Source organism: Streptosporangium sp. NPDC002524, assembly GCF_040295985.1.
Lineage (GTDB): Bacteria > Actinomycetota > Actinomycetes > Streptosporangiales > Streptosporangiaceae > Streptosporangium.
Genome location: NZ_JBEOWK010000002.1, coordinates 67,292 through 91,103, shown reverse-complemented (window position 1 = coordinate 91,103; position 23,812 = coordinate 67,292). Strand labels below are relative to the sequence as shown.

At 71.8% G+C, this 23,812-nt stretch carries 23 protein-coding genes; 5 read left to right on the top strand and 18 right to left on the bottom strand.

The window, feature by feature from the left end; translation table 11 throughout:
* Positions 1-119: 119 nt before the first annotated feature.
* The 11 genes from lgt to ppk2 all read right to left on the bottom strand — a co-directional run bounded on the left by lgt (position 120) and on the right by ppk2 (position 9,815).
* Positions 120-1,796 carry a prolipoprotein diacylglyceryl transferase gene (gene lgt / locus ABT053_RS03210; protein WP_350967186.1) on the bottom strand — a complete coding sequence of 559 codons (1,677 nt, stop codon included), beginning with the start codon at positions 1,794-1,796 and terminating at the stop codon, positions 120-122.
* Between the two features lie 26 nt (positions 1,797-1,822).
* On the bottom strand, positions 1,823-2,587 hold the full coding sequence (locus ABT053_RS03205) for a DsbA family protein (protein WP_350967185.1): 765 nt from the start codon (positions 2,585-2,587) through the stop codon (positions 1,823-1,825).
* Entirely contained in the window at positions 2,587-3,123 is a 537-nt protein-coding gene (locus ABT053_RS03200) for a MauE/DoxX family redox-associated membrane protein (protein WP_350967184.1), read from the bottom strand. The genes ABT053_RS03205 and ABT053_RS03200 overlap by 1 nt, the downstream gene beginning before the upstream one ends.
* A gap of 249 nt (positions 3,124-3,372) precedes the next feature.
* Complete coding sequence (trpA, locus tag ABT053_RS03195) at positions 3,373-4,167, bottom strand: tryptophan synthase subunit alpha (RefSeq protein WP_350967183.1); 795 nt, start codon at positions 4,165-4,167, stop codon at positions 3,373-3,375.
* Positions 4,168-4,232: 65 nt separating this feature from the next.
* Positions 4,233-5,453: a tryptophan synthase subunit beta gene (trpB, locus tag ABT053_RS03190; protein ID WP_350967527.1), complete on the bottom strand. Its 1,221-nt coding sequence runs from the start codon at positions 5,451-5,453 to the stop codon at positions 4,233-4,235.
* 27 nt (positions 5,454-5,480) lie between these two features.
* Positions 5,481-6,290, bottom strand: coding sequence for an indole-3-glycerol phosphate synthase TrpC (trpC, locus tag ABT053_RS03185; protein WP_350967182.1), 810 nt, complete (start codon positions 6,288-6,290; stop codon positions 5,481-5,483).
* A gap of 170 nt (positions 6,291-6,460) precedes the next feature.
* On the bottom strand, positions 6,461-6,907 hold the full coding sequence (locus ABT053_RS03180) for a DUF2752 domain-containing protein (protein WP_350967181.1): 447 nt from the start codon (positions 6,905-6,907) through the stop codon (positions 6,461-6,463).
* A 193-nt stretch (positions 6,908-7,100) separates the two neighbouring features.
* Positions 7,101-7,544: a DUF4190 domain-containing protein gene (locus ABT053_RS03175; RefSeq protein WP_350967180.1), complete on the bottom strand. Its 444-nt coding sequence runs from the start codon at positions 7,542-7,544 to the stop codon at positions 7,101-7,103.
* Positions 7,545-7,802: 258 nt separating this feature from the next.
* Positions 7,803-8,414, bottom strand: a complete 612-nt coding sequence (locus tag ABT053_RS03170) for a Trp biosynthesis-associated membrane protein (protein WP_350967179.1) — start codon at positions 8,412-8,414, stop codon at positions 7,803-7,805.
* Positions 8,411-8,758 carry a phosphoribosyl-AMP cyclohydrolase gene (gene hisI, locus ABT053_RS03165; RefSeq protein WP_350967178.1) on the bottom strand — a complete coding sequence of 116 codons (348 nt, stop codon included), beginning with the start codon at positions 8,756-8,758 and terminating at the stop codon, positions 8,411-8,413. Before hisI ends, ABT053_RS03170 begins: the two co-directional genes overlap by 4 nt.
* 100 nt (positions 8,759-8,858) lie before the next feature.
* On the bottom strand, positions 8,859-9,815 hold the full coding sequence (ppk2, locus tag ABT053_RS03160; protein ID WP_350967177.1) for a polyphosphate kinase 2: 957 nt from the start codon (positions 9,813-9,815) through the stop codon (positions 8,859-8,861).
* Between the two features lie 552 nt (positions 9,816-10,367).
* On the opposite strand from ppk2, the gene ABT053_RS03155 reads away from it, so the two are divergent.
* The 4 genes from ABT053_RS03155 (at position 10,368) to ABT053_RS03140 (ending at position 14,154) form a co-directional block, all read left to right on the top strand.
* Entirely contained in the window at positions 10,368-11,351 is a 984-nt protein-coding gene (locus ABT053_RS03155; RefSeq protein WP_350967176.1) for an amino acid ABC transporter permease, read from the top strand.
* Entirely contained in the window at positions 11,348-12,112 is a 765-nt protein-coding gene (locus ABT053_RS03150; RefSeq protein WP_350967175.1) for an amino acid ABC transporter ATP-binding protein, read from the top strand. The genes ABT053_RS03155 and ABT053_RS03150 overlap by 4 nt, the downstream gene beginning before the upstream one ends.
* A 324-nt stretch (positions 12,113-12,436) precedes the next feature.
* On the top strand, positions 12,437-13,435 hold the full coding sequence (locus tag ABT053_RS03145; RefSeq protein ID WP_350967174.1) for an ABC transporter substrate-binding protein: 999 nt from the start codon (positions 12,437-12,439) through the stop codon (positions 13,433-13,435).
* Positions 13,436-13,701: 266 nt separating this feature from the next.
* Entirely contained in the window at positions 13,702-14,154 is a 453-nt protein-coding gene (locus ABT053_RS03140) for a GNAT family N-acetyltransferase (protein ID WP_350967173.1), read from the top strand.
* On the opposite strand, the gene ABT053_RS03135 is transcribed toward ABT053_RS03140, so the two are convergent.
* Together ABT053_RS03135 and ABT053_RS03130 are read right to left on the bottom strand one after the other, a co-directional pair.
* The gene (locus ABT053_RS03135) at positions 14,151-15,923 is read right to left on the bottom strand and encodes an ABC transporter ATP-binding protein (protein ID WP_350967172.1); all 1,773 of its coding nucleotides are present in this window, start codon (positions 15,921-15,923) and stop codon (positions 14,151-14,153) included. The two genes, ABT053_RS03140 and ABT053_RS03135, sit on opposite strands and share 4 nt — an antisense overlap.
* A gap of 67 nt (positions 15,924-15,990) precedes the next feature.
* Positions 15,991-17,793 carry an ABC transporter ATP-binding protein gene (locus tag ABT053_RS03130; RefSeq protein ID WP_350967526.1) on the bottom strand — a complete coding sequence of 601 codons (1,803 nt, stop codon included), beginning with the start codon at positions 17,791-17,793 and terminating at the stop codon, positions 15,991-15,993.
* A gap of 152 nt (positions 17,794-17,945) precedes the next feature.
* On the opposite strand from ABT053_RS03130, the gene ABT053_RS03125 reads away from it, so the two are divergent.
* Positions 17,946-18,575 carry a TIGR03085 family metal-binding protein gene (locus ABT053_RS03125; RefSeq protein ID WP_350967171.1) on the top strand — a complete coding sequence of 210 codons (630 nt, stop codon included), beginning with the start codon at positions 17,946-17,948 and terminating at the stop codon, positions 18,573-18,575.
* A 495-nt stretch (positions 18,576-19,070) separates the two neighbouring features.
* Here the strand turns inward: ABT053_RS03125 and ABT053_RS03120 are convergent, their stop codons facing one another.
* The 5 genes from ABT053_RS03120 to ABT053_RS03100 all read right to left on the bottom strand — a co-directional run bounded on the left by ABT053_RS03120 (position 19,071) and on the right by ABT053_RS03100 (position 23,686).
* Positions 19,071-19,367: a hypothetical protein gene (locus ABT053_RS03120; RefSeq protein WP_350967169.1), complete on the bottom strand. Its 297-nt coding sequence runs from the start codon at positions 19,365-19,367 to the stop codon at positions 19,071-19,073.
* A gap of 93 nt (positions 19,368-19,460) precedes the next feature.
* Positions 19,461-20,270 (bottom strand): DUF1295 domain-containing protein, encoded by an 810-nt coding sequence (locus tag ABT053_RS03115; protein WP_350967167.1) that lies wholly within the window; start codon positions 20,268-20,270, stop codon positions 19,461-19,463.
* 1 nt (position 20,271) lies between these two features.
* Complete coding sequence (locus ABT053_RS03110; RefSeq protein ID WP_350967166.1) at positions 20,272-21,816, bottom strand: class I SAM-dependent methyltransferase; 1,545 nt, start codon at positions 21,814-21,816, stop codon at positions 20,272-20,274.
* A complete protein-coding gene (locus ABT053_RS03105; protein ID WP_350967165.1) occupies positions 21,813-23,039 on the bottom strand; it encodes a class I SAM-dependent methyltransferase in 1,227 nt (408 codons plus the stop codon). Before ABT053_RS03105 ends, ABT053_RS03110 begins: the two co-directional genes overlap by 4 nt.
* Positions 23,036-23,686 carry a DUF1365 domain-containing protein gene (locus tag ABT053_RS03100; protein WP_350967164.1) on the bottom strand — a complete coding sequence of 217 codons (651 nt, stop codon included), beginning with the start codon at positions 23,684-23,686 and terminating at the stop codon, positions 23,036-23,038. The genes ABT053_RS03105 and ABT053_RS03100 overlap by 4 nt, the downstream gene beginning before the upstream one ends.
* Positions 23,687-23,812: the final 126 nt, after the last annotated feature.

Genomic DNA, 23,812 nt, shown 5'->3' with positions numbered 1-23,812 from the left:
CTCAGCGCCCGAGGGGGGCGGCGAGCCGCCGGTCTCGGCCCCGGAGAGGGGACACGCCGGTGTGCCGGACGATCCGGCCGCGTGTCCGGGGCCCCGGGGCCTCGACCGTGGGAAGAACGTCAACGTCGTTCTTTCTCGCCTTCGGAAACGCCCTTCGGCGCCTTCGGCGCGACCTCCTCGCGGAGATCGCCTCTCTCCGTGCCCGAAGCGGTCTCGTCCGGGACGGTGACCCCGTCCTTGTCCGGGACGGTGACGCCGTCAGGGACGGTGGCGCCGCCGGAGACGACCTCGCCGTCCGGGACGGTCCTGCCCGAGACGGTGCCGTCCCGGCTGGTGCCGTCCGACACCGTGCCCTGCGAGACGGTGCCGTCCGAGGCGGTGTCGTCCGGAACGGCGCCGTCCGAGGTGGTCTTGCCGGAGGTGGCGCTGTCCGGGGTGGCGCTGTCCGGGGTGGCGCTGGCCGGGGTCGCGCTGTCCGGGACGGTACTGCCCGGGGTGGTGCTCTCCGAGGTGAGTCCGGCCGGGGCGACGGCCGGAACCGCTGCGGCGGGCCTCCCCTCGGCCCTCCCCTCGGCAGGGGCGCCCTCCACCGGCTCGGCCTGGTCCGGCGGGTGGGCCGGGTCGACGGAGCCCCCGGCCGCCGGGCGGGCCGGTGCGGCCGGGTCCGCGGCCGTGCCCGAGCCCTCGGCGGCGAGCGTCGCCGAGGCGGGCCGCCCGGTCTCGCCGTCGTTCTCCGCCTGGTCGGCCTGGTCGGACGGGTGGGCCGGATCGACGGGATCCCCCGCCCCGTCTCCCACCCCCGACGCGGCCAGGGCCGTGGCCGGTGTGGCGTTGTCGCCGTCCTTGTCGCCGTCCTTCTTCTCCGAAGAGGGATCCGCCTTCTCCGGAGAGGGGTCCGCCTTCTCCGAAGAGGGGTCCGTGCTCTCGTCGTCCCCGGGAAGGACCGCCCCGTCCGTGAGGCCGTCGGGATCGGTCACCGGGACGACCCGCTCCTCGGTGGTCTTGTTCCTGGTGTACCAGAAGTAGGCCATCGCCCCGATGAACAGGATGATCGAGGTCCACTGGTTGAGCCGCAGGCCGAGGATGTGGTGGGCGGTGTCGACCCGCAGGCCCTCGATCCAGAAGCGGCCCACGGTGTATCCGGCGACGTAGAGCGCGAACAGGCGGCCGTGGCGGAGCACGAACTTGCGGCCGAGCCAGATGAGGACCAGCGCCAGGCCCAGGTCCCAGATCGACTCGTACAGGAACGCGGGGTGGTAGGTGTCCTCGCCCGGCACCGTGCCCGGCCGGTCGGGGTCGATCTCCAGACCCCACGGCAGGTCGGTGGGGCTGCCGAACAGCTCCTGGTTGAAGTAGTTTCCCCAGCGGCCGATGGCCTGGGCCACCGCGATGCCGGGGGCCACGGTGTCGGCCACCGCGGTCAGGGAGATGCCCCGGCCGCGGCAGCCCAGCCAGACGCCCACGCCGCCGAGCGCGACGGCGCCCCAGATGCCCAGGCCGCCGTTCCAGATGAACAGCGCCTCGATCGGCTCGTTGGGCGCGTCCGGCCCGAAGTAGAGCTGCCAGTCGGTGATGACGTGGTAGAGGCGACCACCGACCAGGCCGAACGGCACGGCCCAGACGGCGAGATCCACGATCGTTCCAGGGACACCGCCGCGGGCGCGCCAGCGGCGCTCGCCGATGGCGACCGCGACGACGACGCCGAGCACGATGCACAGTGCGTAGGCCCGGATGGGGACCACGCCGAAGAGATGCCAGACCCCCTGGGAGGGGCTGGGAATCGAGGCGAGGGGCATGTCAGGTGACGTTACCGTGTCGCGCGCTACTTGGCGGCATCAAGAACGGCCTGGCGTAGCTCGGCCGGTTTGAAAGCCACCGCGGTGTCCACCTCGGTGCCGTCGAGTTTCAGCGTCGGGGTGCCCGTGAGCTTCTGGCTCTTGAGAACCTCGGCGCTGTAGGCGAGGTGCGCGGGCGCCTTCTCCTGGCTGGTCACGCACTTCTCGAAGGCGGGGTCGGTCACCCCGGCGTCCTTGCCCCAGGCGATCAGGTCGGGGATCGCGAAGCCCTCCGCGGTCTCCGACGGCTGCTCCTCGAACAGCTTGTCGTGGAACCTGCTCCAGGGAGCCCCTCCGGCGATGCAGCGGGAGGCCGCCCCGGCACGCACGGAGTTACCCCGGGTGATGCCCTTGTTGGTCTGTTCCGAGAAGATCGTGATCGGGTGGTAGACCACCTTGGCCTTGCCTTCGGCCGCCAGGTTCTTGATCGTGGCGCCGCTGGTCCTCTCCAGCGCCTCGCAGGCGGGGCACTGGAAGTCCTCGAAGACGTCCAGGACCGGCTTCTCCACGCCCGCCCTGGCCATCACCACCGAACCGTCCGACGCGACGGTGACCGGTGCGAGCGCGGCGCCGACCTCCTCCGACCTGCTGCTCTGGGCGGCGAACCACCACCCCGCCCCGACTGCGGCGATCGCGACGACGGCGACCGTTCCGATGGTCGCCATACGCTTACGCCTCTCCTTCACCATCTGCTCTTCGCGCTGTGCCTTGATCCGATCACGCGCCGACTGCTCCCGCGCGGCCTTGCCCATCAGTCAGTCTCCTTCTCCTGGTGCTCCTCCTCGTCGTCGCCGTCGTCGGGGTCGTCGTACGGTTCCCGTCCCGGGGTGAGCCCCAGGGCCGAGTCCAGCGCGAAGCGGCCCGGAGGGAACCAGGCGACGAGCACACCGAGCCCGAAGAGACCGAGGTCGCGCAGGATGTCGATGAGGTAGTCGGGCTCCACCCCGGCCGCCAGCTGACCGCCGCCGCCGAAGCAGCCGCAGTCGATGCGCAGCCCGCGCGCCCACGCCGAGGCGATCCCGATGACGAACGCCAGCATGAGCAGTGCCGAGATGACACCCGCCGCCCGGGTGAGCAGCCCGACGACCAGCAACACCCCCACGACGATCTCCAGGATCGGCAGGCCGTAGCCGACCGCCGTGGCGAGCGATTCAGGGAGCAGTTCATATGCCTCGACCGCCTGAACCGAGAGCACCGGGGTGCCGATCTTGCCCCAACCCGCGACGATCAGCACGCCCGCCAGCACCAGCCGCGAGACGGTCGTTACCCAGGGTAGCGCCGAAATCACGATACGCGACCTATTGGGCGCGGGGTTATCAGAGGTCACGAGTACCATTCTCCTATTCCAGGCCCCGGGCGCGGACGTCTCCGGCGAACGCAAGGTATCCGAAGGAAACCTCATCACGGGCTGGATAAGCGTCAGGTAAGCCTGTCCGACAGGCACGAACCGGGGCGCGGTCCCTCCCCGGGAGGGATCGCGCCCGGGCGGGTCCTCAATCTCGGATCAGCCCCGGATCAGCCTCGGATCAGTCCCGGATCAGCCCCGGACGCCCGCCGCCAGCTCGGCGCCCAGCTCACGGACGGCTGCGAGACCCGAGCTCTCGTCGGGAGCGTCCAGGACGCGGCGGATGAACGCCGAGCCCACGATGACGCCGTCGGCGTAGCGGGCGACCTCGGCGGCCTGGCGGCCGGTGCCGACGCCCAGGCCGACGCACACCGGCAGGGAGGTGTGCGGGCGGGTGCGCTCGACCAGGCCCTGCGCGGCCTCGCCGACCGATTCGCGGGCACCGGTGACGCCCATCAGCGACGCCGCGTAGACGAAGCCGGTGCAGCTGCCGACGACGGCCTCGATGCGGGCCTCGGTGGAGCTGGGCGCGACCAGGAAGACCGTGTCGATCCCGGCCGCGGCGCTGGCCTCGCGCCAGGGACCGGCCTCCTCGGGGGTGAGGTCGGGGGTGATGGTGCCCACCCCGCCCGCGCTCGCCAGCTCCCGGGCGAAACGGTCGGCGCCGTAGCGGTCGATCGGGTTCCAGTACGTCATGACCAGGGTGGCGGCACCGGTGGCGGCCACGCCCTCGACCGTGCGCAGCACGTCGGCGATGCGGGTGCCGTTGGTCAGCGCCCGGTGGACGGCGTCCTGGATCGTCGGGCCGTCCATGAGGGGGTCCGAGTAGGGGAGGCCGATCTCGATCACGTCGCAGCCCGCCTCCACCATGGCGGTGGCGACGGCGATCGCACCGTCCTTGCTGGGGAACCCGGCGGGCAGGTATCCGATGAGGGCGGCGCGGTCGTCCGCCTTAGCCTTGGCGAACACCGTCTGGAGAGTCGTCATCGTTACTTCCGTTGCGGTTCGTCCCCCCCGGGCCCCGGAGGGGAAGCAAGTCGGTCGTCAGAGGTTCAGAGGTTGAAGTACTTCATCGCGGTGCCCATGTCCTTGTCGCCCCGGCCCGAGAGGTTGACCAGGATCGTCGCCTCGGGACCCATCTCGCGGCCGAGCTTGAGGGCTCCGGCGAGCGCGTGCGAGGACTCGATCGCGGGGATGATGCCCTCGGTGCGGGCGAGCAGCGCGAAGGCGTCCATCGCCTCGGCGTCGGTGATGCCGTGGTAGGTGGCGCGGCCGCTGTCCTTGAGCCAGGCGTGCTCGGGGCCGACGCCGGGATAGTCGAGCCCGGCCGAGATCGAGTGCGACTCGATCGTCTGGCCCTCGTCGTCCTGCAGCACGTAGGTGCGCGAGCCGTGCAGCACGCCGACGGAGCCCGCGGTGAGGGTGAGGGCGTGCTCGCCGCTCTCCAGGCCCCGGCCGCCCGCCTCGTAGCCGTGCAGCCGGACGTCGGGGTCGTCGAGGAAGGCGTGGAAGATGCCGATGGCGTTCGAGCCCCCGCCGACGGCGGCGGCGACCGCGTCGGGCAGCTTGCCGGTGAGCTCCAGCATCTGGCGGCGGGCCTCGACGCCGATGATCCGGGCGAAGTCGCGGACGATCTCCGGGAACGGGTGCGGGCCCGCGATGGTGCCGAAGAGGTAGTGCGTACGGTCGACGTTGGCGACCCAGTCGCGGAACGCCTCGTTGATGGCGTCCTTGAGGGTCCGGCTGCCGTTGGTGACCGGGACGACGGTGGCGCCGAGCAGCTTCATGCGGGCGACGTTGAGCGCCTGGCGCTCGCAGTCGACGGCCCCCATGTAGATCACGCACTCCAGGCCCATCAGGGCGGCGGCGGTCGCGGTGGCGACGCCGTGCTGGCCGGCACCGGTCTCGGCGATCACCCGCGTCTTGCCCAGGCGCCTGGTCAGCAGGGCCTGGCCGAGCACGTTGTTGATCTTGTGGGCGCCGGTGTGGGTCAGGTCCTCGCGCTTGAGGATGATCCGGGCGCCGCCCGCCTGCTCGGCGAAGCGGGGGATGTCGGTCAGCGTGGTCGGCCGCCCGGCGTAGGTGCGCAGCAGGTGGTCGAACTCCCGCACGAACGCCTCGTCGTTCTTCGCCTTGTCGTACTCCGCCGCGACCTCGTCCAGCGCCGGGATGAGCGCCTCGGGCACATAGCGTCCGCCGAAGACGCCGAACTTGCCCTGGACGTCGGGGTCGTCGCCGTGGGCGGCGTTCCCCGCGAGGTCGGCGGTGGTGATGACGGTTCTCTCCTGCGCTGTCACTGCTTACTGCCCCTCGGGTCGGGATGCTGGGTGGGCACCGGCGGTGACCAGGTCGACGACGGCGGCCCGCGGGTCCTTGCCGGTCACCAGGCTCTCGCCGACCAGGACGGCGTCGGCGCCCGCCCTGGCGTAGGCGAGCAGGTCGTGGGGGCCGCGCACGCCCGACTCGGCGATCTTGATGACGCCGTCGGGGATCTTGGGAGCCAGCTTGGCGAACACCTCGCGGTCGACCTCCAGGGTCTTGAGGTCCCGCGCGTTGATACCGATGATCTTCGCCCCGGCGGCGAGCGCGCGGTCGAGCTCCTCCTCGGTGTGCACCTCGACCAGCGGGGTGAGCCCGATCGACTCGGCCCGCTCGATCAGCGAGACCAGCGCGTTCTGGTCGAGCGCCGCGACGATCAGCAGCGCCAGGTCGGCCCCGTAGGCGCGGGCCTCCCAGAGCTGGTACGAGGTGACGATGAAGTCCTTGCGCAGCACCGGGATGTCGACGACGGCGCGCACGGCGGCCAGGTCGTCGAGGCTGCCGCCGAAACGCCGCCGCTCGGTGAGCACGCTGATGACGTGGGCACCGCCCGACTCGTAGTCACCCGCCAGCGCGGCGGGGTCGGCGATCGCGGCCAGGGCGCCCTTGGACGGGCTGGAGCGCTTGACCTCGGCGATGACCGCCACCTGGTCGCCGCCCAGCGCCGCGTACGCGTCGCGGGGGGCGGGTGCCCGCCCGGCCCGCTCCTTGAGCTCGGCCAGCGTCACCCTCTCCTGCCGCTCGGCCAGATCGGCGCGGACTCCTTCGAGGATCTCCTCGAGCACGCTCACTTGCCCTCCTCGCGAAGCTCCGGGGCCAGGTTCGCGAACGTCGCCGCGTCCGTGGTTCGCTCGCTCCGATCGCTCACGAGTCAGGCCCCTCCCGAATCGACTGCCCTTGTTCCGCCGATGCTATCGGCCCTGCCGGGGTCGCTCCGCCACGGGGTGAGACCTATCGGTGACTATGGGGCCAGGAATTCCCCAAAAGGAAGATTGCGCACTATCCAAAACACGGCCATCAAAGCGAGCAATAACCACACGTACGCCGGGTGTATGGATTTTCCCGCGGGCGCGCCACCGCATCTCCCGATGGACCCGCCTCCCGACCAGGCACGCAGTGCCCACCGGCCCCAGAGCGCGACCAGCACCGGGATCATGAGCACGACGAACGGGTTGAGCCCCAGGGCCGTCACGGGGTCCCCGTGGACGAGCGCGTACACCGTGCGCAGGCCGCCGCAGCCGGGGCAGTAGAGGCCGGTGAGCATGAGGAACGGGCAGGTCGGGTAGTGGCCCGGCTCGTTGGGGTCCACCGCTGCCACGAACGCCACCGCCGCGCCCGCGGCCAGCGCGGTGCCGAGCGGCGCCAGCACGGCCGTCACACGCGACCCCTCCGCCTTCCCCGTCACCACGCCGTCACCGCTGTCACCATGCCGTCACTATGTTGTCACCATGGCCCATCGGCGCCCTTACCGGTGACCGACCCTCACTCCGGCCACTACCGGTGACCGCCCCTCACCCCGGCTACCCTACTCACGCCTTCACCGCGCCACCGGAGCTCCCGGGTCGTGAACCCGCGCCGGAGCCCGGCCTCGCGTCGGTGGTTCAGGGCGCCACCGCGAGGGTGCCGACCCCGATCAGCCAGATCAGCAGCACCACTCCCAGCCAGCACAGGATGCCGAAGTAGGACAGGACCAGGCCCGCGATGGCCATCCCCCGGCCCTCCTCGCCCGTCCGCCTGATCTGTCCCAGCGAGATGTGGCCGAGCACCACACCCACGATCGAGGTGAGGCCGCAGATGAACAACCCCGCGATGCCCATGATCAGCGCGGCGACGGCCATGCCGTTGTTGCCCCTGGGGGGCGGCGGCGCGCCGTACCCGCCGTAGGGGTCGTAGCCGCCGTCGGGCGCGCCGTACCCTTTGTATCCCCCGGTGCCGTGACCGCCGGGTGAGCCGTAACCGCCGGAGGGGTCGTAGCCACCCGGGGGGCCGTAGCCGCCGTTTCCTGGGGGCTGGCCATAGCCATCCGAGTGATTGCCATAGCTCATGAATGACCCCCAATTATCCGAGTTGCGGGCGAAATCCTAGCGAAAATGCTCCCGGAAGGAGAGGATCCATTCACGCTCGTGAGCGCGTTGTGAGCAAGTCGTAGCCGAAAGCGCATACCAGTGCACATTCTGGGCGCCCTCGCATGCCGGACGTGCTCGGCGTTCCCGACGGACCGGCGTTCCATCGCAGGTCGGAGCTCACCGAGGTCGACGCTCGCGGGGAGGGCGGTCTCGCCGGAGATCGGCGTTCGCGGGGAGTCAGCGGTCGCGGGGGTCCGGGTCGGCCGTCGGGTCGGTGCCCTCGTCGATGGCGTCCCACAGCGCCCGCTCGCTGGGAGCGCTCTCGGCGGGAGCGGGACGGTTCGCGGTGCCCGCGGCACCGGCGGGACCGGGGCCCTGCCGGTCGTACCGGCCGGACATGCCCGGCCAGCGCCCGCCGCGCAGGATCGCCGCCACGCCTCCGGCCAGCAGCAGGAGCCCCCCGGCGGAGGCGAGGACCGGCCAGACGACGGCGGACGCGACCTGCGGGACGGTGCCCGCGGACATCGGCGCCCGCTCGGCGGCGATCCGCAGCGCGGCGTCCGCGCCGCTCCCCCACCAGGAACCGGCGATCATCCCGGCCCCGCCGAGCGCCATCACCGCCCCGACGAGCCCGCGCCACACGCCTCCCGTGGCGAGGACGGCGACCACCGCCGCGAGCGCCGCCCAGGCTGCGGGGCCGAGCGCGGGGACCAGTTCGGCGGCGGAGACCGCCACCTCGCGGGTGCCGTACGTCACGGTGAACCAGTCGCGCCCGGCGGCGAGGAGCACGAGGGCCGCGCCCGCCGCGCACACCGCGAGCCAGGTCCACAGTTCCCGCCTGGCGGTCACGCCCGGGTCACCGTCAGCTCGTCGGCGTCGAAGCAGGTCCGGTCGCCGGTGTGGCAGGCGGCGCCCACCTGGTCGACCTTGAGCAGGACGGTGTCGCCGTCGCAGTCGAGCGCGGCGGACTTGACGTGCTGGACGTGGCCGGAGGTGTCGCCCTTCACCCAGTAGGTCCCGCGGCTGCGCGACCAGTAGGTGGCCCTCCCGGTGGTGAGCGTGCGGTGCAGGGCCTCGTCGTCCATCCAGGCGAGCATGAGCACCTCGCCGGTGTCGTACTGCTGGACGACGGCGGGCACCAGCCCGTCGGCGGTGCGCTTCAGCCGGGCCGCGATGGCGAGGTCAAGGGACATGCGGCAATTGTGCCGCAACCACCGGGAGGGGTCGTGCCCGGCTCCGCCGCGACCGGCCTGACCGGGCGGCGGCGGAGTCCGGAAGAGGGACGGGGGCAGCTCAGCGGCTGCGGTCGTCGTCGAGCACGTCGGCGGCGTGGACGACGATCCTGGGATCGGGGCTGCCGACGATCTCGTGGTCCTTGTTGTCGTACTCGAACAGGCTCAGGACGTGGCGCATCGCCTCGATCCTGGCCCGCTTCTTGTCATTGCTCTTGATCACCGTCCACGGGGCCTCCTCCGTGTCGGTGTTGACGAACATGTCCTCCTTGGCGGCGGTGTAGTCCTCCCACTTGTCCAGCGACTCCAGGTCCATCGGCGACAGCTTCCACTGCCGGACCGGGTCGACCTGGCGGATCACGAACCGGGTGCGCTGCTCGCTCCGCGAGACCGAGAACCAGAACTTCACCAGGTGGATGCCGTCGCGGACGAGCATCCGCTCGAACTCGGGGGCCTGCTCCAGGAACTCCAGGTACTCCTCGGGGGTGCAGAAGCGCATCACCCGCTCCACCCCGGCGCGGTTGTACCAGGAGCGGTCGAAGAAGACCATCTCCCCGGCGGCGGGCAGGTGGGAGATGTAGCGCTGGAAGTACCACTGGGTGCTCTCGCGCTCGCTGGGCTTCTCCAGCGCCACCACGTTCGCGCCCCGGGGGTTGAGGTGCTCCATGAAGCGCTTGATCGTGCCGCCCTTGCCCGCGGCGTCGCGCCCCTCGAAGAGGACGACCATGCGCCCCCCGGTGTCCTTGATCCAGTACTGGAGCTTGAGCAGCTCGATCTGGAGCAGCCGCTTGAGCCGGTCGTACTCCGCCCGGTCCATCCGCTCGTCGTAGGGATACTTCTCCCGCCAGGTGTCGACCGGGCTGCCGTCCTTGCGGATCAGTACGGGGTCGTCGTCGTCATCGTCGTTGACCCGCAGATCGGTCAGCTCGTCGAGCAGGTCGCTGCGGTCTATCGCCGCGTGGACGTCCACTACGGGAAACTGGCCGTCCGACGTCTCTCCGCCAACCAACTCTGCCATCGGTCCCTTCCCTCGGGCGGACGTGGGGCCCGCCTCCGCCCTGCCTCTACCTCGCCCTGAGCAGGCTAATCCTTCCCGGGCGTCCCTTTCTTCGCGGGGTGATCCGTCCCGTTCTCCAGCGACTGACCCGTTCCGATCAAAAACCTACTAAACAAGTAGGTCTTGACGGGATTGTGAACGTGTGTTGAAGTGATGCCGTGCGCCCAGAGTTCCAGCCGGTGGCGGGCGAGCACGTCGCCCCCCGCCGCGCCCGCCCCCTCTCCTGTCGTCGCTGACCCGCGTCGCCGCCGCCCCTCCGGTGCTCCGCCGCCCTCCCGGCGCTCCGCCGGTGGAGCGCGCCCCGCACCCCTCCACGCCCGGTACGACCAGCCGGATACGACCAGCCGGATACGACCAGCCAGAAAGGCCTCAACCATGCCCGTCGAATTCTCAGGTGCCGACGGCGGTGACACGCACGATCCCCCCGCGGCCCCCGCAGTCCTCGCGACCCCCGTAACCCCCGCCCCTTCCACGACCTCCGCGAAGGCACCGGCCCCGGGGACGAGCCGCCGGGTGAGCGGGCCCCGCGGGTACGCGTGGAGCCGGGCCCGCCTCGTCCCCGCGTCCGCCTCCGGCAGGCCGGCCGGGACCGCCGCCGGGCCCCGCGTGATCCTGGCCGCCACTCCCCCCGCGGGCGGGCCCCCTGGCGGACAGGACCACGCGGCGGCCGGCGAGCGCCCGCTGCGGGTGGTCACCACCCGTCACCCCGGGCGGTGGGTGGCGGCCCTGGGGGTCGCGGTGCTGCTGGCCATGGCGGTCAGCGCGCTGGTCACCAACCCGGCCTGGGAGTGGGAGGTGGTCGGGGAGTTCCTCTTCGCGCCCTCCGTGCTGCGGTCGGTCGTGTTCACCCTGGAGCTGACCGCGCTGGGAATCGTCTTCGGCTTCCTGCTCGGCACGGTCCTGGCGCTCATGCGCCTGTCGGGGAATCCGCTGCTCAACTCGGTCGCCTGGGGCTACATCGCCCTGTTCCGGTCGGTGCCGCTGATCCTGCAGCTGCTGTTCTGGTACAACCTGGCGTTGCTGTACCCGAGGCTCTCCTTCGGCGTGCCGTTCGGCCCGGCGTTCTTCGACGTCGGGACGATGGACCTGATCGGCCCGGTCACCGCCGCCGCGCTGGGCCTCGCCCTGCACCAGGCCGCCTACGCCGCGGAGATCGTCCGGGCCGGGCTGCTCTCGGTGGACCACGGCCAGCGGGAGGCGGCCGCGGCGCTGGGCATCCCCAGGAGCAGGCAGCTGTTCCGGATCGTCCTGCCGCAGGCCATGCGGTCGATCGTGCCGACCGCGGGCAACGAGATCATCGGCCTGGTCAAGGGCACCTCGGTCGTCTACATCATGGCGCTGCCCGAGCTCTTCTACCAGGTCCAGGTGATCTACAACCGCAACGGCAGGGTGATCGCCCTGCTGCTGGTGGCGACCATCTGGTATCTCGTCATGACCTCCGTGATGTCCATCGCGCAGCACTACGTCGAGCGGTACTACGGGAAGGGCCGGGCATGAGCGCCGCGATGGTCGAGCTGCGGAGCGTGCACAAGAGCTTCGGGTCGCTGGAGGTGCTGCGCGGGGTGGACCTGCGGGTCGCCCCGGGCGAGGTCACCGTGATCCTGGGCCCGTCGGGGTCGGGGAAGTCCACGCTCCTCCGTACCGTCAACCACCTGGAGAAGGTGGACAGCGGCTCGGTCAGCGTCGACGGCGAGCTGGTCGGCTACCGCAGGTCCGGCGACAGGTTGTACGAGCTGCCCGAGCGCGAGATCCTCCGGCAGCGGACCAAGATCGGCTTCGTCTTCCAGAGCTTCAACCTCTTCCCGCACCTGACCGTGCACCAGAACGTCACCGAGGCTCCCCGGTCGGCCCAGCGCAGGCCGAGGGCGGAGGTGGACGCGCTGGCGACCCGGCTGCTGGAGCGGGTCGGGCTCTCCGACAAGGCGCACTCCTACCCCCGCAAGCTCTCCGGCGGGCAGCAGCAGCGGGTGGCCATCGCCCGCGCCCTGGCCCTGGAGCCCAAGGTCATCCTCTTCGACGAGCCGACGTCCGCGCTGGACCCGGAGCTCGTCGGCGAGGTGCTCGACGTGGTCAAGGGCCTCGCCGGGAGCGGGACCACCATGATCGTCGTCACTCACGAGGTCGGCTTCGCCCGCGAGGTCGCCGACACGGTGGTCTTCATGGACGAGGGCCGGATCGTCGAGCGGGGCACTCCCGCCGAGGTGCTGGACGCCCCCCGGCACGAACGCACCCGCCTCTTCCTCAGCAAGGTCCTCTGACTTCTCTCCCCCGTCCTCTGACCTTTCGCCTCTGCCCCCTCGCCTCTGACCTCTGACCTCTGACCTCTGACCTCTGACCTCTCGCCTCTCGCCTCTCGTGAAGCCCTTTTCCCGAGGACCTTTCACGAGCCCTTCTCGCGGCTCCGTCCGCGATGTCCCGTGAAGACCCTTCGCGTTCGCGAAAACCCTCACGAAGACCTTTCGCGCAGCTCCCGAAGCCTCCGAAGCCCCCTCACGAACCTCCTGGCACCACCCACCCACCCGCCCATCAGCGGTTGTCCCTCACCCGTCACCCTTCATCCGTCACCCCGAGCAAGGACCGACATGTCGTTCATATCGAGGCTCGCCCCCGCCATCGCCGCCCTGCCTCTCCTCCTCGCCGCCGCCTGCGGCAGCGCCGGAACCTCAGCCGGTACGACGGACAGGGCGGAGGCCGCCCCGGCCGCGGCCCCGTCGGGAACCGGCGGAATAAAGATCAACACCTCGCCCGAGCAGAACCGCGTCCGCGCCGAGAAGGTGGAGGCGATCGCCGCCAAGGTCCCCGAGGCGATCCGGTCCAAGGGAGGGCTCACCGCCGGGTTCAACGGCGAGGGCGCGCCGCCCCTGGTGTTCCTGGCCGACGACGACACCACCCTGGTCGGCGTGGAGACCGACCTCGCCCACCTGATCGCCGACGTGCTGGGCCTGCCCCTGAAGGAGGAGAACACCTCCTGGGAGAACCTGTTCCTCGCGGTCAAGTCCGGCAAGTACGACCTGGTGCTCAACAACGTCACGGTGACGGAGGAGCGCAAGGACATCTACGACTTCGCCACCTACCGGGTGGACCAGCTCGCCTGGCAGGTCGGCAAGGACAGCCAGATCACCAAGATCGAGAAGCCCGCCGACATCGCCGGGCTGAACGTCTCCGTCGGGTCCGGCACCAACCAGGAGAAGATCCTGCTGGAGTGGGACGCGCAGAACCAGAAGGCCGGGCTCAAGGCCGCGAACATCCAGTACTACCAGAAGTACGGCGACGTCCTGCTCGCGCTGAAGTCCGGCCGCATCCAGGCCTACCTGGGCCCGAACCCGCCCATCGCCTACCAGGTCGCGGTGGGCGGCGACAGCAGGATCGTCGGCACGCTCTCGGGCGGCGGATCGGTCGAGGGCCTGATCGCGGTCATGACCCTGAAGGGCAACGGCCTGGTCCAGCCGGTCAACGAGGCGATCAACGTGCTCATCGAGAACGGCAAGTACGCCGAGGTGCTCAAGCGCTGGGGCCTGGACAACGAGGCGCTGCCCACCTCGAAGATCAACCCGCCCGGCCTGCCGAGGCAGCCGAAGTGACGATCGACTCCGCGAGGCCCGCCGCCCCGGGCACCGAACGCCCCCGAACCCCGGTCCCGGACACCGAACGTCTCCGAACCCCCGTCCCGGGCACCGAACATCCCCGTCACCCGATCCCGGGCACCGAACATCCCCATCACCCGATCTCAGGCACCGAACATCCTCGCCACCCGATCTCAGGCACCGAACATCCCCGTTCCCCGGCCCCGGGCGGCCAGAGCGACCAGGGCGGGCACCCCACGGACGTCCACCTCCAGGTGCGCCACGTGGCCGTCCGCGACCCCGAGGTCAGGCCGCTCCTGGAGGACCTGCATCACGAGTACACCAGCCGGTACGGTCCCAACGAGGAGATGAGCCGCTACCCCGACGAGCGGTTCACCCCGGAGCACGGGGGCGCGTTCCTCGTCCTCGTCGAGCACGGGCGGACCGTCGCCGGGGGCGCGTTCTTCCGTCACGACGAGGAGACCGCCGAGCTCAAGCGGATCTGGACCCATCCGGACCACCGCAGGCGCGGCCTGGGCGTCGTCGTCGTACGGGAGCTGGAGCGGGAGGCCGCGCGGCAGGGCTACCGCAGGATCTACCTGACCACCGGCCCCCGGCAGCCCGAGGCGGCCGGGCTGTACCTCTCGACCGGATACACCCCGCTCTACGACCTGGGAGCCGATCCGGAGACGGTCGGCCCCCACCCCTTCGAGAAGATCATCCCCCGGAGCCGCTAGGAGCGGGCGGCCGAGACCCAGGAGGCGTGCAGGTCGGCGTAGACGCCGGGCCGGCGTACCAGCTCGGCGTGCGGGCCGCGCTGCACGATCCGGCCCTTGTCGAAGACGAGCACCTCGTCCGCCGCCTCGGCGGTGGAGAGCCGGTGGGCGATGGAGACGGCGGTGCGGCCCCGGGTCACGCCCTCCAGGGCGCGGGCCAGCCGCACCTCCGTCGCCGGGTCCACCGCGGAGGTGGCCTCGTCCAGCAGCAGCAGGTCGGGGTCGGCCAGGTAGGCGCGGGCGAGCGCGACGAGCTGGCGCTCGCCCGCCGACAGCGACTCGCCCCGCTGGCCGACCCTGGTCGACAGGTCGGCGGGCAGCCCCTCCAGCCAGTCGGTGAGCCCCAGCTCGGTCATGGCGAGCCGGATCTCCGCCTCGGTCGCCGAGGGGCGGCCGAAGGCGATGTTCTCCGCCAGGGTGCCGTCGAACAGGAAGCCGTCCTGCGGCACCATGACGATGCGGCTGCGCAGCGAGGAGAAGCGGACGGTCCGCAGGTCGTGGCCGTCGACCGTGATCCGCCCGGAGACCGGGTCCATCAGGCGGGTGAGCAGCTTGGCGAAGGTCGTCTTGCCGGAACCGGTCTCCCCCACCACCGCGATCCGCGAGCGCGGCGGGATGTCCGCCGAGACCCGGTGCAGCACCGGGACCCCGCCGGGATAGGAGAAGTCCACGTCCTCGAAGGAGACCGAGATGGGTCCGCGCGGCAGCTCGACCCCCTCCGGGCCCGGGTCGGCGACGTCGGCGGGGGTGTCGAGCACGCCGAGGATGCGCCGCCATCCGGCGACGGCGTTCTGCGCCTCGTTGAGCACCTCGGTGGCGATCTGCATCGGCGAGACGAACAGCGTGATGAGGAACAGGAAGGCGACCAGGCGCCCCTCGGTGATGTCCCCGGCCAGCCCGAGCCGTACCCCGACCAGCACCACGGCCGCCAGGGTGACGGCGGCGACGATCTCGGTGAGCGGGAACACGGTCGCGACGATCCGCTGGGTGCGGGCCTGCGCGGCCATGTTGGCGTCGATCGCGACGTCGAGCCGCTCGGCCGTACGGGCCTCGGAGCCGTGGGCCCTGATCACGGCCGCGCCCACGACCGACTCGCTGACGGCCGAGAGCATGTCGCCGGTGCGCTCGCGGACCCGCGTGTAGGCGCCCGACAGCCACCGCTGGAAGCGCGGCAGGACGACCATGAGCGGCAGGAAGCACAGCCACACCAGCAGGGCGAGCTGCCAGGAGTAGACGAACATCAGCCCGGTGGCGACCAGGAGCTGCCCCAGGGCGATGATGATCATCAGCCCGCCCCACTGCATGAACACGCTGATCTGGTCGACGTCGCCGGTGACCCGGGAGACGAGGGCGCCGCGCCGCTCGGAGTTCTGGGTGAGCACCGACAGGTCGTGCACGTGCCGGAAGCCGCGCACCCTGAGCGTGGCGAGCGAGGACTCGGTGGCCCGGTAGAGGCGGACGTTCATCAGGTACGCGCACAGCGCGGTGAACACCACGGCGGCGGCGCACAGCAGCACGGCGGTGCGGACGTAGGCCACGTCCGGGGCCCCCTCCGCGAGCCCCGTGTCGATGGTCTGCTGGACGGCGATCGGCACGATGATCTTGCCGACCGTGGCCACCACGGCGAGCGCGAGCGTCCCGGCCAGCCCCTTGCGGAACTCCGGCGTGAGCGACAGGCCGTGCCTGACGGTGGCGAGCCCCGAGCGCTCGACCCCCTGGAAGGAGCTCACCGGCACCGTCCCCCCAGCGGGCCCCGCCCACGGCCACCGGGGATCTCCCCCGGCCGGTAGTGCTTCCTCACGCGCTGACCTCTTCTTCTCGCTCGGCGTCGAGCGCCTCGCGCTCGGCGCCCTGGCGTTCGTAGGCGGTGACCAGGTTGCGGTAGCCCTCGCAACGGGCGAGCAGCTCCGCGTGCCCGCCCCGGTCGACGACCCGGCCGTGGTCGAGGTAGACGACCTCGTCGGCCAGGGCGATGGTGGCCATCCGGTAGGCGATGACGACCACGGTGGAGACCTGGGCCGCGTCCCGCAGCCCGTACAGGATCCTCGCCTCGACCTGCGGGTCGACGCTGGAGGTGGCGTCGTCCAGGACGAGCAGCCTCGGGCGGCGCACCAGCGCGCGGGCGAGGGCGATCCGCTGGCGCTGGCCGCCCGACAGGGTGGTGCCGCGCTCGCCGACCCGGGTGTCCAGCCCCGAGGGCAGGGCGCTGACGAACCCCTCGGCCTGCGCCAGGCGCAGCGCCGCCCAGACGTCCTCGTCCCCGACCGGCCGGCCGAGGGTGACGTTGCCGCGTACGGTGTCGTCGAACAGGAACGTCTGCTGCGGCACCAAAGCCACCGCGTCGCTCACCCCGTTCCTGGCGACCTCGCGCAGGTCCGTGCCATCCACCAGCACGGCGCCCTCCGCCGGGTCGACCAGGCGGACGAGGGCCTGGGCGAGCGTCGACTTGCCCGAGCCGGTGGGACCGACCAGGGCGACGGTACGGCCGGCGCCGACCTCCAGGCTCACCTCGCGCAGGACGGGGAACTCGCCGTCGCCGTACGCGTAGCCGAGGTCGCGGACCTCCAGCCTGGCCGGTTCGGTGCCGGGCAGCTCGACCGTGCCGTGCTCCATGGAACCGGTGGCGTCGAGCACGGCCTGGACCCGCTCGTAGCCGACGACGGCCCGGGGCAGCTCGGCGAGCACCCAGCCCAGCGCGCGGATCGGGAAGGCGAGCAGGGTGAACAGGTAGGCGACCTGGACGAGCACCCCGGAGCCGATCGCGCCGGCCTCCAGCCGCATCGCGCCGATCAGCAGCACGGCGAGCACACCCAGGGTGGGCAGCGCCTCCAGCATCGGGTCGAACAGGCCGCGGACCCGGCCCACGGCGATGTTGGCGTCGCGCAGCTCCTCGGCCTTGGCCTGGAACCTGGCGGTCTCCTCGTCCTCGCGGCCCAGGGTCTTGACGACCAGGGCGCCGTCGAAGCTCTCGTGGGCGATCTCGCTGACCTCGGCCCGCAACTGCTGGGCGCGGGTGGCCAGCGGGTTGAGTTTGCGCTGGTAGACCAGGTTGAGGACGGCGATCGCGGGAAAGACGAGGAAACCGACGAGAGCGAGGACGGGATCGGTGATCACCATCGCGACGGCGGCGGTCACCAGCATCACGACCACGCCGACCGCCATCGGCAGCGGCGCGAGCGGCGCCCAGGCGGCCTCCACGTCGGACCCGGCGTTCGACAGCAGCTGCCCGGTCGGGTGCCTGTGGTGCCAGGCGAGGGGGAGCCGCAGATACTGGCGGGTGACGTCGCGGCGGGATCGGGCCTGCATCCGATACTGCATGACCCCGGCGAAGTACCGCCGCCCGGCCACGCCCAGCGCCTTGAGCAGGGAGACCCCGAGGATGAGGAGCGCGCCGAGGGTGAGGGTGCCCGTCGTGATCCGCCCGTCCCTGAAGGCCGGGAGCACGACGTGGTCGGTGGCCCAGCCCAGCGCCCACGCCGCGGCGACGGTCATCACGCCGTACAGGGCGCTGGACAGCACCGCGGCGGAGAAGATCGGCTTCTCCGCCCGGATGGCCACCCCGAGGACCCCGAGTCCCCTGCGCATGACTGCGGTGGTCATCTTGCTCGCCACGCGGGGGGTGTCCTTTCGACGGGGAACGTTGCTACCTAAGTCCCTATCACTCTGGATCATCCGGTTATTCCCGAACCACCTTCGGTTAGTGTCACGTTCACACCTCCGGTTGCTCGCACAACGGCTCGTTAGGATCTGAAATGAACTACGCCCGCGCCGAACGATCCGCGCTCAGCGACCTGTTCGACCAGCTCGGCCCGGACGCTCCCACGCTCTGTGAGGGCTGGACCACCTTCGACCTCGCCGCCCACCTCGTCGTCCGCGAGAGCCGCCCCGACGCCGCCGGAGGCATCCTCCTCAAGCAACTCGCCGGGCACACCGCCCGGGTCCAGGAGTCCGTGAAGACCAGAAAGGGGTACGCGGGCCTCGTCGAGCTCGTGCGTTCCGGGCCCCTGGGGCCCTACCGTCTGCCCGGCCTGGACAAGGCGGTCAACACGACGGAGTTCTTCGTCCACCACGAGGACGTACGGCGGGCGCAGCGGGTCTGGGAGCCGCGGGAGCTGCCCGCCGAGCTGGAGGATCGGTTCTGGAAGCAGGTCCACAGCGGCGCCCGGCTGTTCCTGCGCCGCTCCCCCGTCCGGGTGGTCCTGCACCGCGTCGGCGGGGGTGTCGCGACCGGCGGACCCAAGGAGGGGCCGCAGGTCGAGGTGACGGGCACGGCCGGGGAGCTGCTGCTGTTCTGCTTCGGCCGCCAGTCCCACGCCAAGGTCGACGTGAACGGCGACGAGGAGGCCGTGGCCAAGCTGATGGACGCCTCCCTGGGCGTCTGACCCGGGGGCCGGCCTGGACCTGGGGGCTGACCTGTGGGTCTGACCTGGGCTTCCGGCCTGGGGTCTGGGGTCTGGGGTCTGGGGTCTGGGGTCTGAGCGGGCGCCCGAGCGGGGAGAAGGCCGCAGGCGACGGCCCGGCCCCAGCGGTCCGGCCCCGCGGCCCGGGCGCCGGAGGTACGGGTGACGGCTGGTCCGGGCGCCGGGGTCCGGGCGACGGCGGTACTGGTGACAGGGGCCGGGGTGACGACTGAGCCGGGCGTCGACGGTACAGGCGTCGGCAGTACAGGCGATGGCTGGTCTGGGCGTCGGCGGTACGGGCAACGGCGGCCTGGGCGACGGCGGTACGCGGTCACACCGGCCCGGCCGCCGGGCGACCACCGCCGGAGGGCGGTCGCCGGAGGACCGTCGATCAACCACCTGCCGACAATCGCCGAACCGCCGAATCGGCGAGTCGGCCGGCCGATGGGTCGGCCGGTCGGCGGGAAGCCCGGAAGGCTAGCGGACGCTGTCGCCCCGGTCCCAGCTCCCGGCCTTCGCCAGACCTCGGGCGACCATGTAGCCGACAGTGAGGATGGTGATGTACCTGATGGCGTGCTCCGCCCCGAAGGGGTCACCGTAGCCGCGCGAGTCACCGCCGACCGCGAAGGCCGTGATCACGATCGCGATCAGGATGACGATGTAGGCGATGAACTCGGTGGTCTGGAACGCTGGTCTTGTCTCCGAGCTCAACCCGCGAGAGCCGATGTTGCGCGGCTGATCACCTGGCTGGCCTGATCCGACGGGCGATGTCATCGTCCTCACTCCTCGCTTCTGAATAATTACCCATAGTTACGATACATCGACCAATTCCCCTCTTTTTTGAGCCACAAACGCCGCACCAGCCGCCTACGCGCCGTCCGTCCCGCGCGGTGACCTGGGCGGGAGCGGGAAGAACCCGCTGGTGCGGCGGACGTAGTCGGCGTAGCCGGGACGGGATCGTGACAGCTGCCGCTCCAGCAGCGGCTTGCCGGTCTTGCCCGCCAGGAAGTACGTCATGAGCACCGGCGACAGCACGGTCAGCACCCCCGGCCACTGGTCGGCGGCGACGAGGAACAGGCCCCACCACACGCAGGCGTCGCCGAAGTAGTTGGGGTGGCGGGTGTAGCGCCACAGCCCCGTGTCCAGCACCTTCCCCCGGTTTCCCGGGTCGGCTCTGAACCGGGCGAGCTGCCGGTCGCCGACCGCCTCGAACAGGAACCCCACCAGCCAGAGGACGGCCCCGGCCCAGGCGATCCAGCCCGGCGGCTCCGTACCGAGCATGGCCACCTGGACGGGGAGCGACACGAACAGCAGGATGACCCCCTGGGTGAGGTAGATGACGCGGACGGCGTACAGGGTCCGGTTACCGGGTGCCCGGCCGAGCATCCGCTCGTAGCGGGGGTCCTCTCCCTCCCCGATGTTGCGCCGCCCGATGTGCAGGGCCAGCCGGATGCCCCAGATCGCGGTGAGCGCCAGCGCCAGCAGCCTCCGGACGGGATCCCCGTCGGACAGCAGGCAGGAGACCAGGGCGACGAGCGCGAACCCGAGCCCCCAGGCCACATCGATCACCGAGTGGCGCCCCGCCCGCAGCGCCACGGCCAGGGTGAGCGCCAGCAGCACGACGAGGGCGACGGCCGAGCCGAGCAGGGACCAGCCGAGGGCGGACAGGTCAAACACCTCATACCTCCGATCGCCCGGAAGCACCGGGCACGGTGTGCGACACGGGACCGGTCGGGACCCCGGACGCGGCAGGGGACACGAAGCCGACCGGCGCACCGGGCCCAGCGGAGGGCACAGCAGGAGACGCGGAGCCGGTCGGCGCACCGGCTCCAGCAGAAGGCACAGCGGGAGGCAGAGAGCCGGGCGCCGTATCGGGTCCGAGCGGTCGTCTCAGCAGGATCTGGTGGACGTCCATCCGGCCCTGCTCGAAGGCGAGGGCGCCGCCGACCAGGTAGAGCCGCCAGACGCGGGTCATCTCCTCGCCGACCATCGCGACGGCCTCGGCGTGGCGGGACTCGAAGGTCCGGTACCACTCGTTCACGGTCGTGACGTAGTGCCCGCCCATCGCCTCCGCGTGCTCGAACACCAGCCCCGACGCCTCCAGCAGCCCGATCGTCGCCCCGACCGGGCGCATGTGCATGTCGGGAGCGATGTACGTCTCGATGAACGGCCCGCCGCCCGGGTGGCCCGCGCCGCGCGACATCTGCTGGACCAGCACCCGGCCGCCGGGCCGTACCAGCCGGTGCAGGGCGGCGGCGTAGACCGGGTAGTTGTCCTGGCCGACGTGCTCGCCCATCTCGATCGAGCCGATCGCGTCGTAGAAGCCGTCGAGACCGCCGAAGCCACCGAGACCTCCAGGACCGCCGGAACCGCCGAGGCTTCCGGGACCGCCAGGACCGCCAGGACCTCCGGGATCACCGGGATCACCGGCGATGTCGCGGTAGTCCTGCAGTCGCACGGTCACGTCCAGCCCCTCCGAGCGCGACTCGACGAACGCCTTCTGCTCTCTCGACAGGGTCACCCCGGTGGCCGACACCCCGTACTCGCGGGCGGCGTGCAGGATCAGCGAGCCCCAGCCGCAGCCCACGTCGAGCAGGCGCATCCCCGGCCGCAGGCGCAGCTTGCGGCAGACCATGTCGAGCTTGCGGCGCTGGGCGGCGGCGAGGGTGTCGCCCGGCTCGAAGTACGCCGAGGAGTAGGCCATCGACTCGTCCAGGATCAGCGAGTAGAAGTCGTTGGACAGGTCGTAGTGGTGGGAGATCGCGGCCCGGTCCCTGCTCCGGCTGTGGGCCCTGCCGCCGAGCCTGGCCTCGGTGGCGGGCGGCGGCAGCGGACGGCCGAGCGCGCCGCGTACCCTCACCAGCGCCCGCGCGGCGCGCAACGGGGCGACCACAAGAGCCGCGCGGGCCGTGTGAGCCGTGCGAGCCGTGTGGGCCGTTGCCCAGACCCGGCGCAGCCCGTCGGCCAGGTCGCCCTCCACGTCCAGCTCCCCCGTCACGTACGCCCTGGCCAGGCCGAGCTCCCCCGGGCTCCACAGCAGGCGCCGCAGCGCGCGGGGCGAGCGCAGCACGACGGCGGGGGCGTCCGGCGGCCCGTACGCGCCGCCGTCCCAGGTGCGCAGCCGCAGCGGCGGCTCCCCGCCGAACAGGCCGCGCAGCAGCGGCGCGAGAACGGCCGCGGCACCGGTGGCCGCAGCTGCAGGTGTGGGTGCGGTGACGGTCATGCTTCCCTCCCGAGGGTGAACTGCCAGACGTCCAGGTAGCGCGAGCGGAAACCCGCCTCCGAGTAGGCGAGGTAGAACGTCCACATCCGGTGGAAGACCTCGTCGAAGCCGAGCGCGCCGATGGCGTGGACGCGCTCCAGGTAGCGTTCCCGCCACAGCCGGAGCGTCTCGGCGTAGTCCTCGCGCAGCGAGAGGCGGTCCACGACGCGCAGGTTCCCGAGGTTCTCCTCCACCGCCCGCACCGAGGGCAGCATGCCGCCGGGGAAGATGTACTTCTGCACCCAGGTGTGGGTGTCGAGGGTGGCCAGCATCCGGTCGTGCGGCATGGTGATCGCCTGGAGCGCGATCCGGCCTCCGGGGGCGAGGAGTTCCTCCAGGGTGCGGAAGTAGACGGGCCAGTAGCGCGCGCCGACCGCCTCGACCATCTCGACGCTGACGATCGCGTCGTAACTACCGCCCACCTCGCGGTAGTCGGCCAGCAGGATCTCCACCCGGTCCGACAGCCCCGCCTCCGCGGCCCGCGCGGTGGCCAGCGCCCACTGCTCCTGCGACAGCGTGACGGTGGTGACGATCGCGCCGCGCGAGGCCGCCCGCAGCGCGAGCTCGCCCCAGCCGGTGCCGATCTCCAGCAGCCGGGTGCCCGGCCCCACCCCCGCCCGGTCCAGCAGCCGGTCTATCTTGGCCCGCTGGGCGTCCGCGAGCGTTTCCCACGAGGCGGGCCCCTCGAACAGGGCCGCGGAGTACGTCATGGTCTCGTCGAGGAACTCGGCGAACAGCTCGTTGGACAGGTCGTAGTGGCGGTGGACGTTGCGCCGGGTGTCCTCCTCCGCGCCCAGCTCGTCGCCGGGCGTCCTGCGCACGGCCAGCCGCCGCAGCCGCTGCAGCGCGGGCGGGACGAGCGTGGTCAGCCGCCCGGCCATCACGGTGAGCACCGCGACCAGGTCGTCGGCGTCGCCGGCCTCCCAGTCGCCCGCCATGTACGCCTCCCCGAAGCCGATCAGCCCCGAGGCGCCGATCCTGCGGTGGAGGTCTCCGGGGCGGCGTACCCGCATCACCGGGCCGCCGGTGCCGAGCCGTTCCCCGCCGGGCAGCTCGACCGTGAGGGGCAGCCGCCGTACGGCGCGCAGGAAGAGCCACCGGGCGAGAGCGCCGCGCAGGCGCGAGGCGGGAACGGCGGAGACGTCGGGCCAGGGCGCGGGGGCGCGGCCGGTCGTCGTGGTCATCTGGGTCCTCCGGGGGGAATGATCTTCAGGCCGCGCAGGTACAGGGAGACGCCCTGCCGGCGGATCCTGGCGCTGCCCGCCAGGGGGGCCATCGGGTGCCTGGCGGCCAGCCGGTAGAGCCAGGCGCCGGTCGCCGGGCGGCGGCGCCCGCGTACCCCGGCCACGAAGGGCGGCTGCCCGTCGCGGTGCAGGACGACGTGGAGCGCGAGCCGCTCGCCGGGCTCGGGGAGGCTGAGCCGGTAGCGGCCGTCCACGCCGTTGAACGGCGAGACGCGGAACTCCTTGGCCACCTCCCGCTCGCCGGGGCGCAGCAGGTAGCGGTGGCGCCCGCCGTAGGTGTTGTGCACCTCGGCGACCACGGCCGTGCCGCCGGGGGTGTCGCACCAGTAGACGGTGAGCGGGTTGAACACGTGACCGAGCACCCGGGCGTGGGTGAGCATCCTGACGCGGCTCGCGGTGATCCCGTGCCCGGCGAGGAACGCGTCGACGTTCTGCCTGATGCTCAGCGCGGGGTCGCCCGCGTGGTCGCGCGCGTGGAACGCGGCCAGCCACCGGTCGCGCGGCATCCGGTCCAGGTCGACCAGCCACATGTAGGAGGCGTGGGCGAACACGTTGCGCACCGGCGCCGACCGGACATGAGTGATCACACACTCGTACAGCGCGCTCTCCGGCGCCTCCGGCGTTCCGGGCGCCCCGGCGGGCGCACTCGCCGACGATGTGCTTGCCGGCACTGCGCTTGCTGGCGTACACCCCGGCGTGCCCGCCTGCGGCCC

Excerpts from the sequence above, each read along its gene's own strand:
- ABT053_RS03175 (WP_350967180.1), bottom strand. The coding sequence starts at position 7,544 with ATGAGCTATGGCAATCACTCGGATGGCTATGGCCAGCCCCCAGGAAAC.
- ABT053_RS03105 (WP_350967165.1), bottom strand. The coding sequence starts at position 23,039 with ATGACCACGACGACCGGCCGCGCCCCCGCGCCCTGGCCCGACGTCTCC.
- ABT053_RS03145 (WP_350967174.1), top strand. The coding sequence starts at position 12,437 with ATGTCGTTCATATCGAGGCTCGCCCCCGCCATCGCCGCCCTGCCTCTC.
- ABT053_RS03150 (WP_350967175.1), top strand. The coding sequence starts at position 11,348 with ATGAGCGCCGCGATGGTCGAGCTGCGGAGCGTGCACAAGAGCTTCGGG.
- hisI (WP_350967178.1), bottom strand. The coding sequence starts at position 8,758 with ATGTCCCTTGACCTCGCCATCGCGGCCCGGCTGAAGCGCACCGCCGAC.
- ABT053_RS03130 (WP_350967526.1), bottom strand. The coding sequence starts at position 17,793 with ATGACCACCGCAGTCATGCGCAGGGGACTCGGGGTCCTCGGGGTGGCC.
- trpA (WP_350967183.1), bottom strand. The coding sequence starts at position 4,167 with ATGACGACTCTCCAGACGGTGTTCGCCAAGGCTAAGGCGGACGACCGC.
- ABT053_RS03110 (WP_350967166.1), bottom strand. The coding sequence starts at position 21,816 with ATGACCGTCACCGCACCCACACCTGCAGCTGCGGCCACCGGTGCCGCG.
- ABT053_RS03205 (WP_350967185.1), bottom strand. The coding sequence starts at position 2,587 with ATGGGCAAGGCCGCGCGGGAGCAGTCGGCGCGTGATCGGATCAAGGCA.
- ppk2 (WP_350967177.1), bottom strand. The coding sequence starts at position 9,815 with ATGGCAGAGTTGGTTGGCGGAGAGACGTCGGACGGCCAGTTTCCCGTA.
- ABT053_RS03120 (WP_350967169.1), bottom strand. The coding sequence starts at position 19,367 with ATGACATCGCCCGTCGGATCAGGCCAGCCAGGTGATCAGCCGCGCAAC.
- ABT053_RS03125 (WP_350967171.1), top strand. The coding sequence starts at position 17,946 with ATGAACTACGCCCGCGCCGAACGATCCGCGCTCAGCGACCTGTTCGAC.
- lgt (WP_350967186.1), bottom strand. The coding sequence starts at position 1,796 with ATGCCCCTCGCCTCGATTCCCAGCCCCTCCCAGGGGGTCTGGCATCTC.